The 18982-nt window shown below is 65.7% G+C and carries 16 protein-coding genes and 1 pseudogene; 6 read left to right on the top strand and 11 right to left on the bottom strand.

The window, feature by feature from the left end:
• Positions 1-36: 36 nt before the first annotated feature.
• Together OKW41_RS04145 and OKW41_RS04140 are read left to right on the top strand one after the other, a co-directional pair.
• Positions 37-2673, top strand: a complete 2637-nt coding sequence (locus OKW41_RS04145) for a heavy metal translocating P-type ATPase (protein ID WP_429571665.1) — start codon at positions 37-39, stop codon at positions 2671-2673.
• Positions 2674-2867: 194 nt separating this feature from the next.
• Positions 2868-4841: a methyl-accepting chemotaxis protein gene (locus OKW41_RS04140; RefSeq protein ID WP_429571664.1), complete on the top strand. Its 1974-nt coding sequence runs from the start codon at positions 2868-2870 to the stop codon at positions 4839-4841.
• A 44-nt stretch (positions 4842-4885) separates the two neighbouring features.
• Here OKW41_RS04140 and OKW41_RS04135 read toward each other — a convergent pair whose 3' ends face one another.
• Entirely contained in the window at positions 4886-5539 is a 654-nt protein-coding gene (locus OKW41_RS04135; RefSeq protein WP_429444885.1) for a glutathione S-transferase family protein, read from the bottom strand.
• A gap of 229 nt (positions 5540-5768) precedes the next feature.
• Between OKW41_RS04135 and OKW41_RS04130 the strand changes: the two genes are divergently transcribed.
• On the top strand, positions 5769-7208 hold the full coding sequence (locus OKW41_RS04130; RefSeq protein ID WP_429571663.1) for a polyhydroxyalkanoate depolymerase: 1440 nt from the start codon (positions 5769-5771) through the stop codon (positions 7206-7208).
• 37 nt (positions 7209-7245) lie between these two features.
• On the opposite strand, the gene OKW41_RS04125 is transcribed toward OKW41_RS04130, so the two are convergent.
• The 6 genes and pseudogenes from OKW41_RS04125 to OKW41_RS04100 all read right to left on the bottom strand — a co-directional run.
• Positions 7246-7857 carry a flavin reductase family protein gene (locus OKW41_RS04125; protein ID WP_184037964.1) on the bottom strand — a complete coding sequence of 204 codons (612 nt, stop codon included), beginning with the start codon at positions 7855-7857 and terminating at the stop codon, positions 7246-7248.
• Positions 7858-7967: 110 nt separating this feature from the next.
• Complete coding sequence (locus OKW41_RS04120; protein ID WP_429446902.1) at positions 7968-8843, bottom strand: 3-hydroxyacyl-CoA dehydrogenase family protein; 876 nt, start codon at positions 8841-8843, stop codon at positions 7968-7970.
• Positions 8844-9057: 214 nt separating this feature from the next.
• Positions 9058-9372, bottom strand: a complete 315-nt coding sequence (locus tag OKW41_RS04115; protein ID WP_429444879.1) for a hypothetical protein — start codon at positions 9370-9372, stop codon at positions 9058-9060.
• A 493-nt stretch (positions 9373-9865) separates the two neighbouring features.
• Positions 9866-10024: a hypothetical protein gene (locus tag OKW41_RS04110; protein WP_429444878.1), complete on the bottom strand. Its 159-nt coding sequence runs from the start codon at positions 10022-10024 to the stop codon at positions 9866-9868.
• Positions 10025-10187: 163 nt separating this feature from the next.
• Entirely contained in the window at positions 10188-11558 is a 1371-nt protein-coding gene (locus OKW41_RS04105) for a hypothetical protein (protein WP_429571662.1), read from the bottom strand.
• Between the two features lie 281 nt (positions 11559-11839).
• Positions 11840-11995 (bottom strand): annotated as a pseudogene (locus OKW41_RS04100) (MgtC/SapB family protein); the annotation flags it as partial.
• 272 nt (positions 11996-12267) lie between these two features.
• On the opposite strand from OKW41_RS04100, the gene OKW41_RS04095 reads away from it, so the two are divergent.
• The gene (locus OKW41_RS04095; RefSeq protein ID WP_429571661.1) at positions 12268-13401 is read left to right on the top strand and encodes an AGE family epimerase/isomerase; all 1134 of its coding nucleotides are present in this window, start codon (positions 12268-12270) and stop codon (positions 13399-13401) included.
• Between the two features lie 302 nt (positions 13402-13703).
• On the top strand, positions 13704-13907 hold the full coding sequence (locus OKW41_RS04090; RefSeq protein ID WP_018424088.1) for a cold-shock protein: 204 nt from the start codon (positions 13704-13706) through the stop codon (positions 13905-13907).
• 132 nt (positions 13908-14039) lie between these two features.
• Here OKW41_RS04090 and OKW41_RS04085 read toward each other — a convergent pair whose 3' ends face one another.
• The gene (locus tag OKW41_RS04085; protein WP_429571660.1) at positions 14040-15662 is read right to left on the bottom strand and encodes a methyl-accepting chemotaxis protein; all 1623 of its coding nucleotides are present in this window, start codon (positions 15660-15662) and stop codon (positions 14040-14042) included.
• 282 nt (positions 15663-15944) lie between these two features.
• Between OKW41_RS04085 and OKW41_RS04080 the strand changes: the two genes are divergently transcribed.
• Positions 15945-16379 (top strand): PaaI family thioesterase, encoded by a 435-nt coding sequence (locus tag OKW41_RS04080; RefSeq protein ID WP_429333103.1) that lies wholly within the window; start codon positions 15945-15947, stop codon positions 16377-16379.
• Between the two features lie 87 nt (positions 16380-16466).
• Here OKW41_RS04080 and OKW41_RS04075 read toward each other — a convergent pair whose 3' ends face one another.
• Genes OKW41_RS04075 through OKW41_RS04065 form a run of 3 tightly spaced genes read right to left on the bottom strand, consistent with a single transcriptional unit; the run spans position 16467 to position 18975 of the window.
• Entirely contained in the window at positions 16467-17315 is an 849-nt protein-coding gene (locus OKW41_RS04075; protein ID WP_429571659.1) for an ureidoglycolate lyase, read from the bottom strand.
• Positions 17316-17367: 52 nt separating this feature from the next.
• A complete protein-coding gene (locus OKW41_RS04070; protein ID WP_429571658.1) occupies positions 17368-18111 on the bottom strand; it encodes an SDR family oxidoreductase in 744 nt (247 codons plus the stop codon).
• 33 nt (positions 18112-18144) lie between these two features.
• The gene (locus OKW41_RS04065; RefSeq protein WP_429571657.1) at positions 18145-18975 is read right to left on the bottom strand and encodes an amidohydrolase family protein; all 831 of its coding nucleotides are present in this window, start codon (positions 18973-18975) and stop codon (positions 18145-18147) included.
• Between the last annotated feature and the right edge of the window lie 7 nt (positions 18976-18982).

The raw sequence follows: 18982 nt of genomic DNA, 5'->3' as shown, positions 1-18982 counted from the left end.
CGATGCGGCCCAATGCCGCCACGAGCCTCGCCTGCCATGACCGCACTTGCCAACCCGCAGCGCCCCGCCGACGCTGCCGCTTCTTCTTCGCCCACGCGCGTCGTCGAACTCGACATCGGCGGGATGACTTGCGCGTCGTGCGCGAGCCGCGTCGAGAAAGCACTGACCAAGCTGCCGGGAGTGGCGCGCGCGTCGGTGAATCTCGCGACCGAGCGCGCCCGCGTGGAAAGCGACGCGACGCTCGGGCCTCAGCAACTGGCCGATGCCGTGCGCAAGGCCGGATACGAAGCGACGCCGGTCGCGAACGCCGAGCTTGCCGCGCCAACCGCGACGCAAACCGCGACACCCGCCGCCACGCCGGGAACCATTGAACTGGAGATCGGCGGCATGACCTGCGCAGCCTGTGCGTTGCGCGTCGAAAAAGCGCTCGCGAAGGTGCCTGGGGTCGCGCGCGCGTCGGTCAATCTGGCGACCGAAACCGCCACCGTTCATCCACAAGGCACCGCATCCGCCGATACCGGCGCGCTGATCGCCGCCGTCAGGAAAGCTGGCTACGAAGCGACGTTGAGCGCGCCGCCCGCTGCTGCCGCTCCAACCAGGACAACGGCAGCTATCGCCGCGTCCGGCGACGAAAGCGACATCCTCGACACGACCCACGCCCCCGTCGTCGACCGCAAGCGGATTCAAACCCGCCGCGACCTCGCGAGCGTCGTTGCGTCCGCGCTGCTGACGCTGCCGCTCGTCGCACCGATGTTCGGCGAATGGTTCGGCCTCCACGCGATGCTGCCAGCCTGGCTGCAATTCGTGCTCGCGTCGATCGTGCAGTTCGTATTCGGCGCGCGCTTCTATCGCGCAGCCTGGCGCGCGGTGCGCGCCGGCGCGGGTAACATGGACCTGCTGGTTGCGCTCGGCACATCGGCGGCGTACGGCATCAGCGTCTACGAACTCGCGATGCATCCGGGCGACACGATGCATCTGTACTTCGAGGCATCGGCGGTCGTGATCACGCTGGTGCGCTTCGGCAAGTGGCTCGAGGCGCGCGCCAAGCGCCAGACCACCGACGCGATCCGTGCGCTCAACGCGCTGCGCCCCGAGCGCGCGCGCATCCGCGACGGCGCCGGCGAACGCGAGGTGCCGCTCGCGCAGGTGCGGGTCGGCACCGTCGTGATCGTGCGGCCGGGCGAGCGCGTACCGGTCGACGGTGCGGTGCTCGAAGGCCGCACGCATATCGACGAAGCGCTGATCACCGGCGAAAGCCTGCCGGTGCCGAAACAGACCGGCGACGCCGTCACGGCCGGCTCGATCAACGGCGAAGGCGCGCTCGTGGTGACGACCACCGCGATCGGCGCGGAGACGACGCTCGCGCGCATCATCCGGCTGGTCGAAAGCGCGCAGGCCGAGAAGGCGCCGATCCAGCGGCTCGTCGACCGCGTCAGCGAAGTCTTCGTGCCGGCGATTCTCGCGCTCGCCGCGCTAACGCTGATCGGCTGGCTGCTCGCCGGCGCGGGCGCGGAAACCGCGATCCTGAACGCGGTCGCGGTGTTGGTGATCGCCTGCCCGTGCGCGCTCGGCCTCGCGACGCCCGCCGCGATCATGGCCGGCACCGGCGTCGCCGCGCGCCACGGCGTGCTGATCAAGGACGCGCAAGCGCTGGAAATCGCGCATCGCGTGTCGATCGTCGCGTTCGACAAAACCGGCACGTTGACGCTCGGCCAACCATCGGTAACGGCGTTCGAGCCGATCGGCGGCTCGAGCCGCGACCAAGCGCTCGCGCTCGCGGCGGCGGTGCAGCGGCATAGCGATCATCCGCTCGCGCGAGCGGTGATGCGCGCGCACGAGGCTCAGCTCGGGCAAATGGCCGGCGAACACGAGGGCGGGCCAGGCGCCACCGCCTCTCGCGCCGTCGCCGGCCGGGGCGTCGAAGCCGACGTCGACGGCCGCACGCTCGCCCTCGGCAGCACGTGCTGGCTGCGCGAGCTCGACATCGCGCTGCCGACCGCGCTTGCCGCGCGCGCGCAGGAACTCGAAGCGGCGGGCAACACCGTGTCGTGGCTGATGACGCGCGCGCCTCACGCCCCCGAAGTGCTCGCGTTGATCGCGTTCGGCGACACGGTGAAGCCGACCGCGCGCGCGGCCGTCGCGCGGCTCGCGCAGATGGGCATCCGCAGCGTGCTCGTGACTGGCGACAACCGCGGCAGTGCGGCGAGCGTCGCGCGGGCGCTCGGCATCGACGAATTCCACGCCGAGGTGCTGCCCGACGACAAGGCCCGCGTGATCCGCGACCTGAAGATGCGCCACGCCGGCATCGTCGCGATGGCGGGCGACGGCATCAACGACGCGCCCGCGCTCGCCGCCGCCGACATCGGCATCGCGATGGCGAGCGGCACCGACGTCGCCATGCATGCCGCCGGCATCACGCTGATGCGCGGCGACCCGGCGCTCGTCGCCGACGCGATCGACATCTCGCGCAGAGCCTGGCGCAAGATCCAGCAGAACCTGTTCTGGGCATTCGTCTACAACCTGATCGGCGTTCCGCTGGCCGCGTTCGGCTTGCTGAATCCGATGCTCGCGGGCGCGGCGATGGCGTTTTCGAGCGTCAGCGTCGTCACCAATGCGTTGTTGTTGCGGACGTGGCGAAGCGCGCCCGGCCGAACCGTCGATCCGGTGCGCTGAGCAACGCAGCAACACCTTCCGCATTCCGCCTCGTCCCTTTTTCGGGGCCCGTTTTTTGTGGCCCCTTTCAGCCTATTACGGGCGGCTTTCAGTCGCCCTAAAGCTGCCGTCTCCCGAGCCGTAAACCAGTAAATCGATGCCGTTCGCGGCCATGCCCGACGCGCGCGTCGCCTGTCCCCTTTTCACGCCTGCCCATGAACTTTCTCTTCTTGCGCCGCGCCAGCGTCGGCGCGCGGCTTGCCGTGCTCTCCTGCGTGCTGGTCGCGTTGATTATCAGCACCTTCGCGTGGGCGCTCGCGCGCGCCGCCGGCGACCAGGTGCGCGACCAGGTGCTCGCCCGCATCGCCGAAAAAGACCGCTCGATCGCCGCGATGATAGAGCTGTTCGACAAGGCGCTGTCGGCCGAAGTCGATCGGTCGATGGCGCTGTTCGCGAGCTTCCTGCCCACCGACTTCTCGCTCGACGACACGCAGAAAGTCGACATCGGGAGCACCGCGACGCCGACTTTCAAGGCCGGCGGCAAGGTGATGAATCTCGACTTCACGATTCCCGACCAGTTCCTCGAACGCAGCGGCGCGGTCGCGACCGTGTTTGCGCGCAGCGGCGACGACTTCGTGCGCGTGACCACCTCGCTGAAGAAGCAGGACGGCACCCGAGCGGTCGGCACGCTGCTCGACCGCAAGGGGCCGGCGTATGCGCCGCTGCTCGCGAACCGCTCGTACACCGGCCTCGCCATGCTGTTCGGCAAGCGCATGATCACGCAGTACCGGCCGATCGCCGACGCGAGCGGCCGCGTGATCGGCGCGCTGTTCGTCGGCGTCGACGTGGACAAGGAGATTCAGTCGGTCCAGGACGGCATCCACGCGCTGAAGATCGGCGCGAGCGGCTATTACTTCGTGCTCGACGCGTCGAGCGGCGCGGAGCGCGGCAAGCTGCTCGTGCATCCGGCCGCCGCGGGCCAGAAAGCCGACGACGCCAACGCGCCGTATCAGCGCATGCTCGACATGAAGCAGGGCGAGCTCGACTACCGCTCGGCCGACGCGACGCTCGGCGAGAGCGACGCGCGCGACAAGTTCGTGTCGTTCGTCACGGTGCCGGAGTGGCAGTGGCTCGTCGGCGGCGTCGCGCCGCGCGACGAAGTGATGGCCGAGGTCGTGCGCACCCGCAACGCCTTCATGCTGCTCGGCCTCGCGCTGGTCGGCCTGTTCGCGATCGTGTTCCTCGTCGCGGTGCGGCGGCTCGTCAGCCGTCCGCTCGACGAAGCCGCGCGTGCGTCGGAGCGTCTCGCCGCGGGCGATCTGAGCGTGCGCGTCGCGCAGCACGGCCGCGCGCGCGCCGACGAGATCGGCCGCCTGATGCTGGCGATCGACGGCATCGGCGAAGGCCTCGCGCGCATCGTCGCGCAGGTGCGCAACGCGTCGGTCGACATGTCGGCGGGCACCGAGAAGATCGCCACCGGCAGCGGCAACATCGCGATGCGCATCGCGACCCAGGCGAGCAGCCTCGAAGAGACCGCGGCGAGCATGGAGCAGATCACGTCGACCGTGCAGCAGAATGCCGATCACGCGACCGAAGCGAACACCCTCGTCACCCACGCCGCCGACGCCGCGCTCGAAGGCGGCCGCGCGGTCGAGCGCGTGGTGTCGACGATGGGCGAGATCGGCCGCTCGTCGCAGAAGATCGCCGAGATCACGACGGTGATCGAGGGCATCGCCTTCCAGACCAACATCCTCGCGTTGAACGCGGCCGTCGAAGCGGCGCGCGCGGGCGAGCACGGCAAGGGCTTCGCGGTCGTCGCGTCGGAAGTGCGCGCGCTCGCGCAGCGCAGCGCGGCGGCGGTGAAGGAGATCGAGGGGGTGATCGCGGTGTCGAGCGCGAACGTCGACAGCGGTTTTCGCATCGCCGAAGAAGCGAGCGCGACGATGCAGGGAATCGTCACTCAGGTCGGTCAGGTCCGCGCGATCATGAGCGAAATCAATGTCGCGTCGCGCGAGCAGTCGGGCGGCATCGAACAGGTCAACCTGGCGGTCACGCAGATCGGCGAGGCGACGCAGCAGAATGCGACGATCGTCGTCGATGCGGAAGCCGCGGCGGCCGAGTTGCGCGAGCAGGCTGCGCGGCTCGCGCAACTGGTCAGCGTGTTCAAGCTCGAAGGCGAGCGCGGCTGACGGATCTGCTTGATGCGGACGGCCGCGGACGGCGGCCGCCGCGCTCAGAACTCGACGTCCAGTTCATCGATCTCCTCGACCTCCTGACGCGCGAGCGCGATCCACTCGCGCATTTCGGGCAGCGCCATGATGCGCTGCCCGTATTCGACCATATCCGGATCGAGTTGCACGTCATATGTCACGAAACGCGTAACCACCGGTGCGTACATCGCGTCCGCGGCGGTCCGCTCGCCGAACAGGAACGGGCCGCCGTACTCCTTCAGACATTCACGCCAGATCGTCACGATCCGCTCGATATCCGACTGCGCGCGCGCCCATACCTTGAAGCCCGGGAAATGCGCCTTCAGGTTCATCGGCAGCGCCGAACGCAACGACGCAAACCCCGAATGCATCTCGCCGCAGATAGAGCGGCAATGCGCGCGGGCGCGGATCTCGTGCGGCAACAGCGCGGCTTGCGGCTTCAGCTCGTGCAGATATTCGGCGATCGCAAGCGTGTCCCAGACCTTGACGCCGTCGTGCACGAGGCATGGCACCAGAATCGACGGCGACAGCAGCAATAGTTCGGCGCGCGTCGCGGGGTCGTCGATCGGCACCACGATTTCTTCGAACGGCAAGCCGCTGAACTTCGTCAGCAGCCAGCCGCGCAGCGACCACGACGAATAATTCCTGCTGCTTATCGTGAGCGTAGTATTTCCCATACGTGTGTCCTCCAGATCGGGCATCGCGCCGCGCGTGCCTGCACCCATGCACGCCGCGGTGCGCGCGCGCACCAAAGCGCGGCAAGGCCGGCCCATTTCGCCTATGCACGCAAGTGATATGCCGACCCACGCAGATATGACGCGACACAGGGGGCAACGCGCGCCAGCGCCTGGCGCATCACTTGCTTTTATTCGAGTTCCTGGCTTTCTGGCGCATTCGAGTGAAAGTATGAATCTGTTCGCCTATCCCGCCTATCAGGCCTGCGCCGACCTGCTGCTACCGCTGCGGCACGGCGCGGCGCTGGCGAACCGTTCGCTCGATGCGTGGTCCGCATTCGCGGCTACGCCGCACGGACGCTCGCTGCGCGCGACGTGCGAACTTCTCATGCTCGGCGGACTCACGCCGAAGCGGCCGCCGTTCGGCATCGGCAGCGTCGTCACCGAAGGCGAGCCGGTCGCGGTGGTCGAGGAAGTCGTCGCGCGCACGCCGTTCTGCTCGCTGCTGCATTTTCGCAAGGACGCCGTGCTTTCAACGCCGCAGCCGCGCGTGCTGATGATTGCGCCAATGTCGGGCCACTTCGCGACGCTGCTGCGCGCAACCGTGCGCACGATGCTGACCGAGCACGACGTCTATATCACCGACTGGCACAACCCGCGCGACGTGCCGCTCGGCGAAGGCCGCTTCGGCTTCGATGAATTCGTGCGCCACGTGATCGACTTCACCGCGGCGATCGGGTCCGGCACGCATCTGCTCGCGGTCTGTCAACCGACCGTCGCAGCGCTCGCCGCCGTCGCGCTGATGGCCGCCGACGACCATCCCGCGCAGCCGGCCAGCATGACGCTGATGGCCGGCCCGATCGACACGCGCATCAATCCGACGCGCGTCAACGAACTGGCCAGGAGCCGGCCGATCGAGTGGTTCGAGCGCAATCTGATCAGCGCGGTGCCGTTCGGGTTTGCCGGTGCGCACCGTCGCGTGTATCCGGGTTTCGTGCAGCTGGCCGCGTTCATGGCGATGAATCCGGGCCGCCACGCCGACTCGTTCGAAACGATGTACTACGAGCGCGGCAAGGGCGATCCGCGGAAAGCCGACACGATTCGCACGTTCTACGAAGAGTACTTCGCGACGATGGATCTGACCGCCGACTTCTATCTGGAGACCGTCGACACCGTGTTCCAGCAGCATGCGCTGCCGTTACGCGCGCTCGAAGTCGAGGGGCGTCTGGTCGAGCCGTCGAAGATTCGCCGCACCGCATTGCTGACCGTGGAAGGTGAAAAGGACGATATCTGCGCGGTCGGTCAGACGCTCGCCGCGCAGGACATGTGCGATCGTCTGCGGCCGTATCTGAAGACGCATCACGTGCAAACGGGCGTCGGCCACTACGGCGTGTTCAGCGGACGTCGCTGGGAGCGGGACATTTATCCGCGCGTGCGGGCCGTGATTTACGACAATGAACCGCGCGCGGTGCTCGTCAGTTCGCGTGCGCGCCCGATCCAGCCGGTGCCCGCGGCGATTGCGGCGGAAGTCACGGCGGCCGCGCCGGTCGCGGCTGCGGTCGTCGAGGTTGAAGTGGATGCGCCCGTGGGCGGGAGCGGGAGCGGCAACAGCGACTCCGCGGCAAAAATGTCCGCGCAGTCCCCACGCAAGCCGCCGCCGGTGACACCTTGAGCGATCCGCTAATCAGCGGAAGCTGCTGTGGGCGAGTTCAGGCCGTTGGCCGGATCATCTGGAACATCTCGCCGATCTGCGCATAGTCGGCGCGATAACCCGCGCGCATGATCGGCTGCGCGGCGTGCGTGTCGAACAGGCCGTCCTTCAGATACGCGTCGTCGATATGCACGCCGACCACCTGGCCGAGCGACAGATAGTTGTCCATCGGCTTGCCGTCGACATCGTGCAGACGCACGATCTGCAGCAGCTTGCATTCGAGCGCCGCCGGCGATTCGGCCACGTGTGGCACCGCCACGTTGCGGCCCGGCGCCGGCGTGAGCCCGGCCAATGCGAACTCGTCGACGTGCGGCGCGACCGGCGCCGACGAGCGGTTCATCTGCTCCGCGAGCGGCCGGGTGGCGAGATTCCAAACGAATTCGCCGGTCGCCTCGATGTTGGCGAGGCTGTCCTTGCGGCCCTCGCTGCTAAAACCGATGATCGGCGGAAAGGTCGCGAACGCGCCGAAAAAGCTGTATGGCGCAAGATTGAGCGTGCCTTCGGCATCGCGCGACGAAATCCAGCCGATCAGCCGCGGCGCGACGATCGCCTTGAAAGGATCGTGCGGCAGGCCGTGACCGGCGGCGGGGTCGTAGAAGTAGTGAGACATGAAGTGGCTTGGGGTTGGCTTGGAGTTGATTTAGGTTCGCTTGCGACGCGTGTGTCAGTTAGCGCGAAAAGCGGCGGAGTACCAGGCACGGAACGGCTATTTATACCGCACTAGCCGCGCCCGATCACGCGCTTGCGCCCTTCCTTTACCCGCGCGATGCGCGCTTCATCCCAGTCATGAAACCCAGCGCCGCTGCGCACGCCGACACGCCCCGCGTCGACCTGCGCGCGCAGCAGATCGATCACGTCCTCGTCTTTCGCGAGTCGCGGCATCAAATGCGACGCGATGTCGACGAACGTGTCGAGTCCGCCCATGTCCGCGCCCTCGAATGGTCCGACGATGCCCCAGCGGCGTCCCAGCGAAGCTTTCATCACGCGATCGACGACCTCGGGCGTCGCTGCCCCCGAACGCACGATGTGCAACGCCTCGCGCAGCACCGCGAACTGCAGCCGATTACCGACGAAGCCCGGAATCGCCTTCGCGAGCACGACCGGCTCCATGCCGATCGCGCTCATCAGTCCGGCGGTTTGCTGGACGACTTCGGGCGCGGTCTCGGTGCCCGGCACGACCTCGACGAGCGGAATCATGTGCGGCGGGTTCCAGAAATGCGCGATCACGAAGCGTTCTTTCGCGCGCAGCGGGGTGGCAAGCTGGTCGGGCGGGAAGCCGCTGGTGTTGCTCGCGAGGATCGCATCATCGGCGAGCAGGCTGGTCAGCGTCGCGTAGAGGCGGTGTTTGAGTTCGAGCACTTCGGGAATCGCCTCGATCACGAAGCGCGCTTGCCCGATCGCATCGAGTCGCGCATTGGTTTCGATGCGCGCGAGCGCCGCCTGTTTGGCAGCATCGTCGATACGGCCCGCGTCGATCAGTTCGTCGAGCACGGCTTGCGCTTTCGGCGCGACGCTCGCGAGTCGCGCCGGATCAACGTCGTGAACGATCGTCCGGTATCCATGCAACGCGGCCTGCGTCGCAATGCCGACGCCCATCAGTCCCGTGCCCACCACCCCTATCGCTACATCCTGTGTCGTCTTGTCCACACGCGCTCCCGCTGCCGTCGATGAAAGCCCCGAAGCATAGCGCAGCACGCTGCGATACCACGGTCGGAGTCGCACGCCCAAATGCGACGAAGCCGGCCTTCCCCTCGAGGGAAGACCGGCTTCGTGGACTCACGCCGCCTGTTGCGGCGCCATCAGGCGCGCTTTAGTAGCGCGGGGGCGGCGGGCGGTGATCGTCGCGATCGCCGCCGCGGTGGTGCGGATCGTAGTCGCGCGGATGATGGCGCATCCACTCGTCGTGCTCCCAGTAGCGGTGGCCGTCCCAGTAACGATCGCCATGCCAGCCCATGTTGATCGACACGCCCACCGGCATCATATGCGGTTGGCCGTACACGACTGGTGCCGGACCGTGTTCGACGATCACGCGGTCTTGCGCGAATGCGCTACCAGCCGCGACGAGTGCGCCGCCCGCGAGCAGCGTTGCGATCAGCGAGCGCGATGCCTTGCCAAAGTTTTTCATAATGACCTCCCGTCAAAGTTTTATTCCAGGCCAGCGTCCGTGTTTGCTCGGATCGTGCGATTCGCTTCGTTCGCTTCGCTTGTGAGCCGAACCAGACGCCGTACGCTTGAGACTCACTTTAGCGGCCCGGATCGCGTGAAGACGTTAGCACTTGTAAGCGAGCATTTCATAGATGGGGCCTGATGATGGAAGCGCGGTGTCGCTTTCGCGCTTCATTCAACAAAGGCTTAGGGGCGATGCTTTCATTAGACTCGCTGAATCAGCGCGAAAGCTGGTTACATTCATTTCGGCCCCGAAATATTTCGCAAGGAGCCGGACAGACATGGGGCCTGGCGCTGATACGTCTGTCTCGTTGCGCAATGGTGCATCGCGATAAGAGAGCCCCAAAAAACAAAAAGCCACGATCCGCGTTTCGCGAATAGTGGCCCAATGAGAAGCGCACTCGAGGTGCGCGCCCGGCGCGTTGTCGCGCGCTCGGGAGGTGCGGGTGGTTTTAGTCCGTCAGCTTGATGCCGAACAGCGTGGCCTGCGCGCGGCGCAGACGCTGTGCTTCACGGGCACGCGCTGCGTACGAATAGTCCGAATCCAGCGGCAGATGGGGCGACGCAAAGAGGTCGCTGACCTTTTGGAACAGTGCAAAGATGTAGCTCATGGCGACTCCCGGTTAGTGACTGCATTGCTAGGGTTTTCCCTTAGTCGCGATTATAGGGGTTTTCCCTAGGGAAAAGCTAGTGCAATGCAGCAAATTTTCGCTGCGGCGGGTTGCCTCGATGTCATTGGGCCGGGAGGTGTTGCATGGCGACAACGTCCCCGATTTAGTGACTCGGCGGGCGCCCGTGCGAAGCGCGAGCGTGCCGCGCGCGCGTCGGCGTCGCGCTGGGCTGTAGGGGCGCGGCGGGGGGTGCTGCGGTGGGGGTCGTGGCCGCGGGCGCCGACGCGGCGTTCACTGTCGCCGCATGCACGTCGAGCAGGCTCACCATCGCCGCTTGCTGGTTCTGCATCATCTGTTCGATGCGGTGTTGCTGCGCCGTCGTCTCGCGCGTGAGGCGCATCAGCAGCAGCGTCTGCGCGATGCCGATAGCCACCGTCACCAGCAGCGCACCGACCACGATCGACAGCATCCATTTCACGCGCCGCGAATGATCGGTCGCGGCGCGGCGTTGATCGGCGATCACGCCATAGAGCGCATCGACCGTATCGGCGAACGCGGTGGCACGCGCGCGGTCGAGTTCCGGCTCCGAGCGTAGTGCGGCGGCGGCCGCGTCGGTGCGGCGCGCGTCGCGCGAGGAAGTGGCGAATCCGGCGTGGTTGTCTGCGGACGAGGACCGGGGTGTCGTCAACTGCGCGGTGGCGGAGAGCTTGTCGTCCCGTTTCGTGGTCACGGCCTCTGGCGAGGCGGATTGTGTACGCGTCGCGGGCTCGTCGGCGGACTGGCTCATGCTACTGCCGTCGGTCGCAGCGGACGTTGCAAGCGAAGCCGGGGCGGTAGCAGCTGCAGCATCGCGCGATGCCGTCGCGGCTTTCGCGAACGTCGCGACGAAACGCTGCTGTGGCTTGCCCGCGCCCGCCGTTGCAGCCGACTCCGCTTCGGCCGCCTGGCGCAACGCGGTCACGCTGCGCGCGACGGTCGCGGCGGCCATCGCCGAGCTGAGCGGCGCGGATGGCTCACGCGACACTGCCGCGGGTTTGTCGTCGGTGTTTGCTGCGGCGTTCGGCGCTGAGCTGTCGGGGGCGCCGTTCGCGGGCTCGTTCGCGGGCTTGTTTGCAGACGCATCCGCAACCGCCATCACCGGCTCGACGTCAAACCCGCTCAACTGCCCGTTCACCGGCATCGACGCATCCAGCTTCGCCGCACGCGGTGCGCGGCGCGCAGTTTTGTCGAGCGACCCGAGTTCATCGAATGCGCCGACCGCCTGCAGCACCACGTCCGGCAGTTCGAAGCCGTGCAGCGTGCCTTGGCGGACGTCGATGTTCATCGCCTCGAGCGTCGCGCGGATCGGATCGTCGGGGAACAGGTCGAGCGTGCTGTCGTCGCGCGCGACGCCGCTCAGTTGCGCGAGGCGTTGCGCCGAGCGCGCCGCGCGCGCCAGCTTGTTTTCGGTTTCGGTGGAGACGGCGCCCTGGCGCTGCTTCTTCGAAGCGACGCGCGGGGGCATGGACTGCGGGGATGCTGCGGAATCTGCCATAGAGGAAAAAGCGGTCGTCGCCAGGAACGGGGCGCCGGATGCCGCTTGTCATTGCCATTGGAATATTTAGAGCCAGCATTGTCGCATGGCGCTCCGCCCGTGCCGAAGCCATTCCCCGACGATTTGCGCCCTTTCGCGTCGTCGCCCTGGAATTCCCGCACGCCCTGCCATTGCCGAAGCCGAGCGCAGGTCGACTCGTATTCCGCATTCGACACGCGATGCAGCGTGATGATCACTTCGTCGCACTCGTTCACATCGTCGCTTTGCTGCATCACGAATTACGCGGACACGATCATGATGAGCGCCGAGCCCACGCAGACCAACATGTGCGTGCGCAAGCCCGCCGCCCACGACAACCGCTCCCGCTCGTAGCCGATCACGCTGCCGAGCATCGCGGCCAGCACGAGACGGGAAATGAGTTCGAGATTACCGGGCATTGTTGTTCCTCCTTATCCGAAATGAGCGGCGGCGGCAGCTCAGTGCGCCTCGCGTTGCGCATTCCATGCGGCTCGTGCATCTGTCGCGCCTGATGCGTCTGTCGCCCGGTGTCGGCGCCGAGCATTTCGGATGCTTGACCCAAGGTGTCAGCGCGAGGCGTTTGCTTTATGCTAGGCCGCACACCGCAGCAGTCTCGGCGAGCGGGATCCTGAAACGCCGCCCTGAACGCTGCCTCGACACACTGCGCGTTGCGCGCCCGAACCAACCGACGATGCCAAGCACGCCCCCTCCCCCTGCTTCGACGACCACCGCCGTGACCGCGCTGCGCGAGCACTTCGCGAACGTGGTGCTGCCGATGTGGCGCGGGCCCGGCTTCAATCACGCGTTGCAGCTGCCCTACGAAGCGCTCGACGCCACCGGAGGCGAGCCGCTGCCCGCGCAACGCTATCGGGCGATGGCATGCGCGCGGCAGCTGTTCACATTTGCACAAGCGGGCGACATGGTACACGCGGGCGTGCTGTTCGATTCGCTGACCCGCACCTTTCGGGACGCCGATCACGGCGGATGGTTCTACAGCGTCGACGCGCTCGGCGTGCCGCTCGACACCACCAAGGACCTCTACACGCACGCGTTCGTCGTGTTCGCTTGCGCGGAATACGCGCGGCGCTCCGACAACCTCGATGCGCTCAAGCTCGTGCACAGCACGACCGCGCTGATCCAGTCGAACTTCGCCGCCGACGGCGATCTGTTCAACGCCGCGCTCAACCTCGACTTTTCGAAGGTCACCGGCACGCCGTTGCAGAATCCGCTGATGCACCTGACCGAAGCGTGGCTCGCCGCCTGCGAGGCGACGCGGGACAACGTCTTCGGCGCCGCGTTGCGCCGCCTCGCTGGCGCGGTCGCGCGACACTTCGTGCATGCGCCGAGCGGCTGTATCGCCGAATTGCCGATCGGCGCGAGCGGCAACCGTCTGGAGCCGGGACATCAGTTCGAGTGGTACTGGCTGGTCAGGCAGGCGGGCGCGCTGTTCAATGGCACCGGGCTAACCGACGCGCTGGCGCGCGCCTTCACCTTCGCGCAGCAGCATGGCGTGAACCCGGACAACGGCGGCGTGTGCGCATCGCTCGACGAGGCTGGCAAGGTCAGCGACGCGAGCCAGCGGATCTGGGCGCAGACGGAATATCTGCGCGCGCTCGCCAGTCACGACGATCCTGCCGTGCGCGCGGCGCTGCCGCAACAGATCGCACGTTTTCAGCGATGCTTTTTGCATGAACACGGCTGGTTCGAATGCAAGACGTCGAGCGGCGAAATTGCACGTACGGACATGCCGTCAACGACGCCATATCATCTGGCCACCGCCTACGCGGCGCTGCCTGTGGACGCCGAATTTCGAGCGGGAACTTAGCCGAATTTGGCCAGTGATAGATGAAGTTCAACGCTTGATCGTCTCAATAAAGTGCGGCACGCACGGACGAATGTCCGCCGCCGGGTCGCGAGAGAAATTTAGTGTCGCTGGTAAACCCTGGCGCAAAAAAGCTCTCGTCAGACGTTCTCAAAGCGCGAAAAAACATCAAAACCGGGGAATACCCGGATGCAGGTTGATTGGCGTCTGTCATAAAGACGTGATACAACTCTCCCCTCGCGCTCGCTCTCGCCTTCGAGCAATTGCGGTCGCGATGCAATACACAACATTTATTTGGATCAAAAATGGCAACAGGTACTGTTAAGTGGTTTAACGATGCAAAGGGCTTTGGCTTCATCACCCCGGACGACGGCGGCGAAGACCTGTTTGCACACTTCTCGGAAATCCAGTCTTCGGGCTTCAAGTCCCTGCAGGAAAACCAGAAAGTGTCGTTCGAAGTCAAGCAAGGCCCGAAGGGCAAGCAGGCTGCGAACATCCAGCCGGTCTAAGTACCTTTGGGTACTTTGAGACAGACTTGGACGTCACGATAGGTGCCTCTACAGGCGCTTGCGTTTAATGCAAAATGGCTCGCTTTACGCGAGCCATTTTCTATTTCTGCGTCGTTTTCATGCGTCGCCGCTTTAAAGGGCGTGCATCCCGGTCAATGCGAATTCAGCATTTGCGACGGACATTGCTCCGCGCTGTTGCGTACGCAACACACTTTCAGAAATTTCGAACACGGAAACGGCCTGCTTCAGTTGCTCGGTTTGCTGATGCAGCGAAGCAGCCGCCGCCGCGGCCTGCTCGACGAGCGCCGCGTTCTGCTGCGTCATCTCGTCCATCTGCACGACCGCCTGATTCACCTGCTCGATGCCGGTGCTCTGCTCGAGCGACGACGCGCTGATTTCGGCCATCATCTGCGTGACGCGCGAGATCGACGCCGACACATGACTCATCGCTTCGCCGGCGCGCTCGACGAGCGTCGAGCCGCCCTGAATCTCCGCGACCGATTCGCTGATCAGCGTCTTGATTTCCTTCGCCGACTGCGCGCTGCGTTGCGCGAGGCCGCGCACTTCGCCGGCCACGACCGCGAAGCCGCGGCCCTGCTCGCCCGCGCGCGCCGCCTCGACGGCGGCATTCAGCGCGAGGATGTTGGTTTGGAACGCGATGCCGTCGATCACCGAGATGATCTCGGCGATCTTGTCCGAGCTCTGCGCGATGCCGCGCATCTTGTCGACCACCTGATTGACGACTTCACTGCCGCGCGACGTCGCGTCAAGCGCGGTCTCGGCGAGCGCATTGGCTTCGCGCGCATGATCGGCGTTCTGGCGCACGGTCGCTGTGAGTTCCTCCATGCTCGATGCCGTTTCCTCGAGCGATGCAGCCTGGTTTTCGGTGCGCGCCGACAGATCGGCGTTGCCGGTCGCGATCTCGTTGGCGCCAAGATGGATCGAGTCGGCCGATTCGCGCACGCTCTTGACGGTGCGTGCGACGCTTGCCTGCATCGTGGCGAGGCCCGAGAACAGACGGCCGATTTCGTTGCTGCCGCGTGCGGCGATCGGTTGATCGAGACGGCCTTGGGCGATGCGCTCGAAGTGGCGGCCCGCTTCCTCGAGCGGTGCCACGACGCCGCGGCGCAGCGCCGTATAGACGGCGAGCGTGCCAGCGACGAGTACGAGCAAAATCACCACGCTGACGATGCGAAACGCCGCCACGCGCGCATCGATCGATTCGAGCGACGCGCGGCTCGCGGCGTCGCCGAATTGCCCGAAGTTGTGCACTTCCGCCAGATAGGCGTCCTGGAACGACTGCGTCGGCTGATCGAGGAAGGCCTGGATGTTGTTCGAGTCGAGATACTGCGCGAGCTCCGCGAGCGCGCCATGCAGCGTCTTGTAGCGTTCGGCGAGCGCGGCGGCGCGCGCGCTGTTTTCGTCGCTGGTCTTCTGCGCGCTCATGAAGGCCGCGAAAGACTGATCGGCGGCGGCGAGCTGTTCGCGAGCGTGCTGCACGATGTCCGTGGGCTCGGTGCCCCCGCGCACCATGCGCGTGCCGGCACGCGACAGGTTGATGCGCGCGTCCATCAGGCGCTGCGTCGTCTGGTTGACCGCGTCGACCTGCTTCAACGCGATGTTCGACAGATCGCCGACGTCGTCGTGCGTGCGCGTCAGTGACCAGAAGCCCAACCCGACCGTGACGAGCTGGAAGACGCAGAACGCGGCCAGAACACATAGGAGGCCGGATGCGACCTTGATCTTGCCGAACATCGTGGACACCTGGGAACAAAGGATGACGGGGGTACACCAGGGTTAACGGCAGGCCGATTGGCGGCTTGAGGCCAATTCCCGCAAAAAGCGCTCTACGTGCGGGTTTCATCGTCGATCGTCGCGATTGCGGTTGTTTTGCGCAACAATGCGTCGCTGGTCGCGCGGAATCACCTTGCGCAGCGCAGCGGCACTTCCTAGAGTGGGTAGGGACCGCGTGACGCACGCCGCGCGGATGTTTTGTTGCACCGATGTACTACCCAGACCCTGCACGAAGGAACCACGATGACCGACCTACTCGACCGGGCGCGCGGCGCACTGCACGCCCAGCCGTTCAGCATGCTGCTAGGCGCGGAGTTGATGCACGCCGGCAGCGACGAGCTCACCTTGTGCCTGCCGATTCGAGATGAACTGCGGCAGCAGCATGGCTTCGTGCATGGCGGCGTCATCAGCTATCTCGCCGACAATGCATTGACGTTCGCTGGCGCGCTGTCGCTGGGTCCGAGAGTCGTGACCGGTGAGTACAAGATCAATTATCTGCGCCCGGCAGTGAAGGGCACGCTGATCGCGCGCGCCAGTGTGGTCTATGCGGGCAGGCATCAGGCGACCTGCCAGTGCAGCGTGTTCGTGATGGAGGGGAATCGCGAGAAGCTGGTGGCGGTTGCGCAGGGGACTGTGAATCGGATTGGAGAGAACGGGGAGCAGGAGGCGGGGGCTTAAAGCCGCGACGCCATGAAAAAAGCCGCTCCTGCGCGAAACAGGAACGGCCTTTCATTTCACAGCGATATGACGGAAAGAGAAAGCGCGTTACTCCGCCGCGTAAGTCTTCTGCGTCTGCTCGCCCAGCCCTTCGATACCCAGACGCACCGTCTGCCCCGGCTTCAGAAACACCGGGTTCGGCTTCACGCCCATGCCGACGCCCGGCGGCGTGCCGGTCGAGATAACGTCGCCCGGCTGCAGGCTCATGCACTGCGACACATACGACACCAGCTTCGCGACACTGAAGATCATCGTCTTCGTGCTGCCGTTCTGGTAGCGATGGCCGTCCACTTCGAGCCACAGGCTCAGGTTCTGGGGATCGGCGACTTCGTCGCGCGTGACGACCCACGGGCCGATCGGGCCGAACGTGTCGAAGCCCTTGCCCTTGTCCCACGTGCCGCCGCGCTCAATCTGCCATTCGCGCTCCGACACGTCGTTGATGACGCAGTAGCCGGCCACGTGCTCGAGCGCGTTTGCTTCGTCGACATACTTCGCCGCCTTGCCGATCACGACGCCGAGTTCCACTTCCCAGTCGGTCTTCTTCGAACCGCGCGGGATTTCGATGTCGTCGTTCGGGCCGCTGATCGCGCTCGTCCACTTGTTGAAGATGACCGGTTCGGCCGGTACCGGCAGATTCGATTCCGCCGCGTGATCCGCATAGTTCAGGCCGATGCAGATGAACTTGCCGATCTTGCCGACGCACGGTCCAACGCGCGGATTACCTTCGACGACCGGGAGCGTTGCCGGATCGAGCGCACGCAGTTTCGCGAGACTTTCATCGCCGAGCACAACGCCGTCGATATCGCCCACTACCTTCGACAAATCGCGAATCTTGTCTTGCGCGTCGAGCAGGCCCGGCTTTTCCTGGCCTTTCGGCCCGTAACGAAGCAGTTTCATCGTTGCACTTCCCTTTACGTTCAGTAGTGTTCGGTTCGTCAGTCAATCAGAATCAGTTCGACCATCCGCCGTCGATTACATGGAGTTGGCCCGTCGTGAACGACGACTCGTCGGACGCGAGATACAGCGCGAGCGCGGCGATCTCCTCCGGCTTGCCGATGCGGCCCATCGGCTGACGCGCGACGAAGGCGGCCTGCACCGCATCGAGCGACGCGCCCTGCGCCTGAGCCTGCGCGGCGATTCGCTGTTCGAGAGACGGCGAGGACACCGTGCCCGGGCAAATCGCGTTACAGCGTACACCACGCGTGACGAAATCCGCAGCGACGGACTTCGTCAACCCGACCACCGCGGCCTTCGACGCGCCGTACGCGAAGCGATTCGGCACGCCCTTCACGCTCGACGCCGCCGACGACATGTTGATGATCGAGCCGCCGCCCTTCTCCAGCATGGCCGGCAAGAACGCGCGAATCATACGGTACATGGCCTTCGCGTTGAGGTCGAACGCGAAATCCCAGTCCTCCTCGCTGCATTCGAGGATATTGCCCGAGTGTACGAAGCCCGCGCAGTTGAACAGCACGTCGATCGTGCCGACTTCCGCGGCGAGCGCCTTGATCGCCGCGCCATCGAGAACGTCGAGCATGCGCGCCTCGACCGGCTTGCCGGCGAGTCCGTCAATGCGGATATCGGTGGCGATCACGCGCGCGCCTTCGCGCGCGAACAGTTCGGCGGTGGCGAGACCGATACCTTGTCCCGCCGCGGTGATCAGGGCCGTTTTGCCGGCCAGTCTTTGTGTCATCTACGACTCCAGTTGAATGGGCTGCTAACGAAATCAAAGCCGATAAAACGCGGCGGCGTTCTCGCCGAACACGGCGTCACGCTCGGCGTCGCTCAACGACGCGACGAGCGTTGTCGCCACCGAATGCCAGAGCAAATAGTCGCCGTTCAGTTCGAGCACCGGCCAGTCGCTGCCCCACATCAGCCGCGCGGGACCGAACGTGTTCAGCAGATGCTCGACGTAGGGCCGCAGCGTGTCCTCGGTCCAGCCGGGCGAGGCCTCGGTCGCGAGACCCGACAGCTTGCAGTGCACCTGCGGCAGCGCGGCCAGCCGCGTGATCGCGTCGCGCCATACCGGGTAGCCCGCCTGGCCGTAGCGGATCGGCGGCTTCGCGCCATGATCGACCACCATGCGCAGCGCCGGAAAACGCTGCGCGAAGATCTCGACGTATTGCACGTGACGCGCGTAGATCAGCGCATCGAACGCGAGATCGTGCGCGATCAGCGCCTCGATCGCCGGCGCGAGATCGGGGTTCGCGATCCAGCCGTCGTCGGGTAGATCCTGAAGCATCGGCCGCACGCCCTTGAACTTCGGCTCGCGCGCGAGCACCTCGATCAGATCGGGCGCGTTCGGCAACAACAGCGGCACCCAGCCGACCACGCCCGCGATCGACGGCTCGTGCCGCGCGATGTCGAGCAGGTAGCGGGTTTCGTCGAGCGTCGGCGCGGCCTGCACGACCACGGTCCGCTCGATGCCGGCCTGTTCGCGCAACGGCTTCAGATCATCAGGCCCGAACGGCCGGTAGAGGATTTTCAACTCCGGCGTCAGCCACTCGGAGTCACCCCGCGCGGGGTCCCAGTAGTGCTGGTGAGCGTCGATCGGCATGGTCGGA

Origin of the sequence: Paraburkholderia sp. UCT70 (assembly GCF_050434085.1) — a bacterium.
In the GTDB taxonomy this organism is placed as follows: Bacteria; Pseudomonadota; Gammaproteobacteria; order Burkholderiales; family Burkholderiaceae; genus Paraburkholderia; species Paraburkholderia tuberum.
Note: the sequence above shows the minus strand (reverse complement) of the source record. Positions and strands in the feature narration are given on the sequence as shown.

Bases quoted from the DNA above. Each gene is read 5' to 3' on its own strand.
- OKW41_RS04145 (WP_429571665.1), top strand. From the start codon at position 37: ATGACCGCACTTGCCAACCCGCAGCGCCCCGCCGACGCTGCCGCTTCT.
- OKW41_RS04140 (WP_429571664.1), top strand. From the start codon at position 2,868: ATGAACTTTCTCTTCTTGCGCCGCGCCAGCGTCGGCGCGCGGCTTGCC.
- OKW41_RS04135 (WP_429444885.1), bottom strand. From the start codon at position 5,539: ATGGGAAATACTACGCTCACGATAAGCAGCAGGAATTATTCGTCGTGG.
- OKW41_RS04130 (WP_429571663.1), top strand. From the start codon at position 5,769: ATGAATCTGTTCGCCTATCCCGCCTATCAGGCCTGCGCCGACCTGCTG.
- OKW41_RS04125 (WP_184037964.1), bottom strand. From the start codon at position 7,857: ATGTCTCACTACTTCTACGACCCCGCCGCCGGTCACGGCCTGCCGCAC.
- OKW41_RS04120 (WP_429446902.1), bottom strand. From the start codon at position 8,843: ATGGGCGTCGGCATTGCGACGCAGGCCGCGTTGCATGGATACCGGACG.
- OKW41_RS04115 (WP_429444879.1), bottom strand. From the start codon at position 9,372: ATGAAAAACTTTGGCAAGGCATCGCGCTCGCTGATCGCAACGCTGCTC.
- OKW41_RS04110 (WP_429444878.1), bottom strand. From the start codon at position 10,024: ATGAGCTACATCTTTGCACTGTTCCAAAAGGTCAGCGACCTCTTTGCG.
- OKW41_RS04105 (WP_429571662.1), bottom strand. From the start codon at position 11,558: ATGGCAGATTCCGCAGCATCCCCGCAGTCCATGCCCCCGCGCGTCGCT.
- OKW41_RS04095 (WP_429571661.1), top strand. From the start codon at position 12,268: ATGCCAAGCACGCCCCCTCCCCCTGCTTCGACGACCACCGCCGTGACC.
- OKW41_RS04090 (WP_018424088.1), top strand. From the start codon at position 13,704: ATGGCAACAGGTACTGTTAAGTGGTTTAACGATGCAAAGGGCTTTGGC.
- OKW41_RS04085 (WP_429571660.1), bottom strand. From the start codon at position 15,662: ATGTTCGGCAAGATCAAGGTCGCATCCGGCCTCCTATGTGTTCTGGCC.
- OKW41_RS04080 (WP_429333103.1), top strand. From the start codon at position 15,945: ATGACCGACCTACTCGACCGGGCGCGCGGCGCACTGCACGCCCAGCCG.
- OKW41_RS04075 (WP_429571659.1), bottom strand. From the start codon at position 17,315: ATGAAACTGCTTCGTTACGGGCCGAAAGGCCAGGAAAAGCCGGGCCTG.
- OKW41_RS04070 (WP_429571658.1), bottom strand. From the start codon at position 18,111: ATGACACAAAGACTGGCCGGCAAAACGGCCCTGATCACCGCGGCGGGA.
- OKW41_RS04065 (WP_429571657.1), bottom strand. From the start codon at position 18,975: ATGCCGATCGACGCTCACCAGCACTACTGGGACCCCGCGCGGGGTGAC.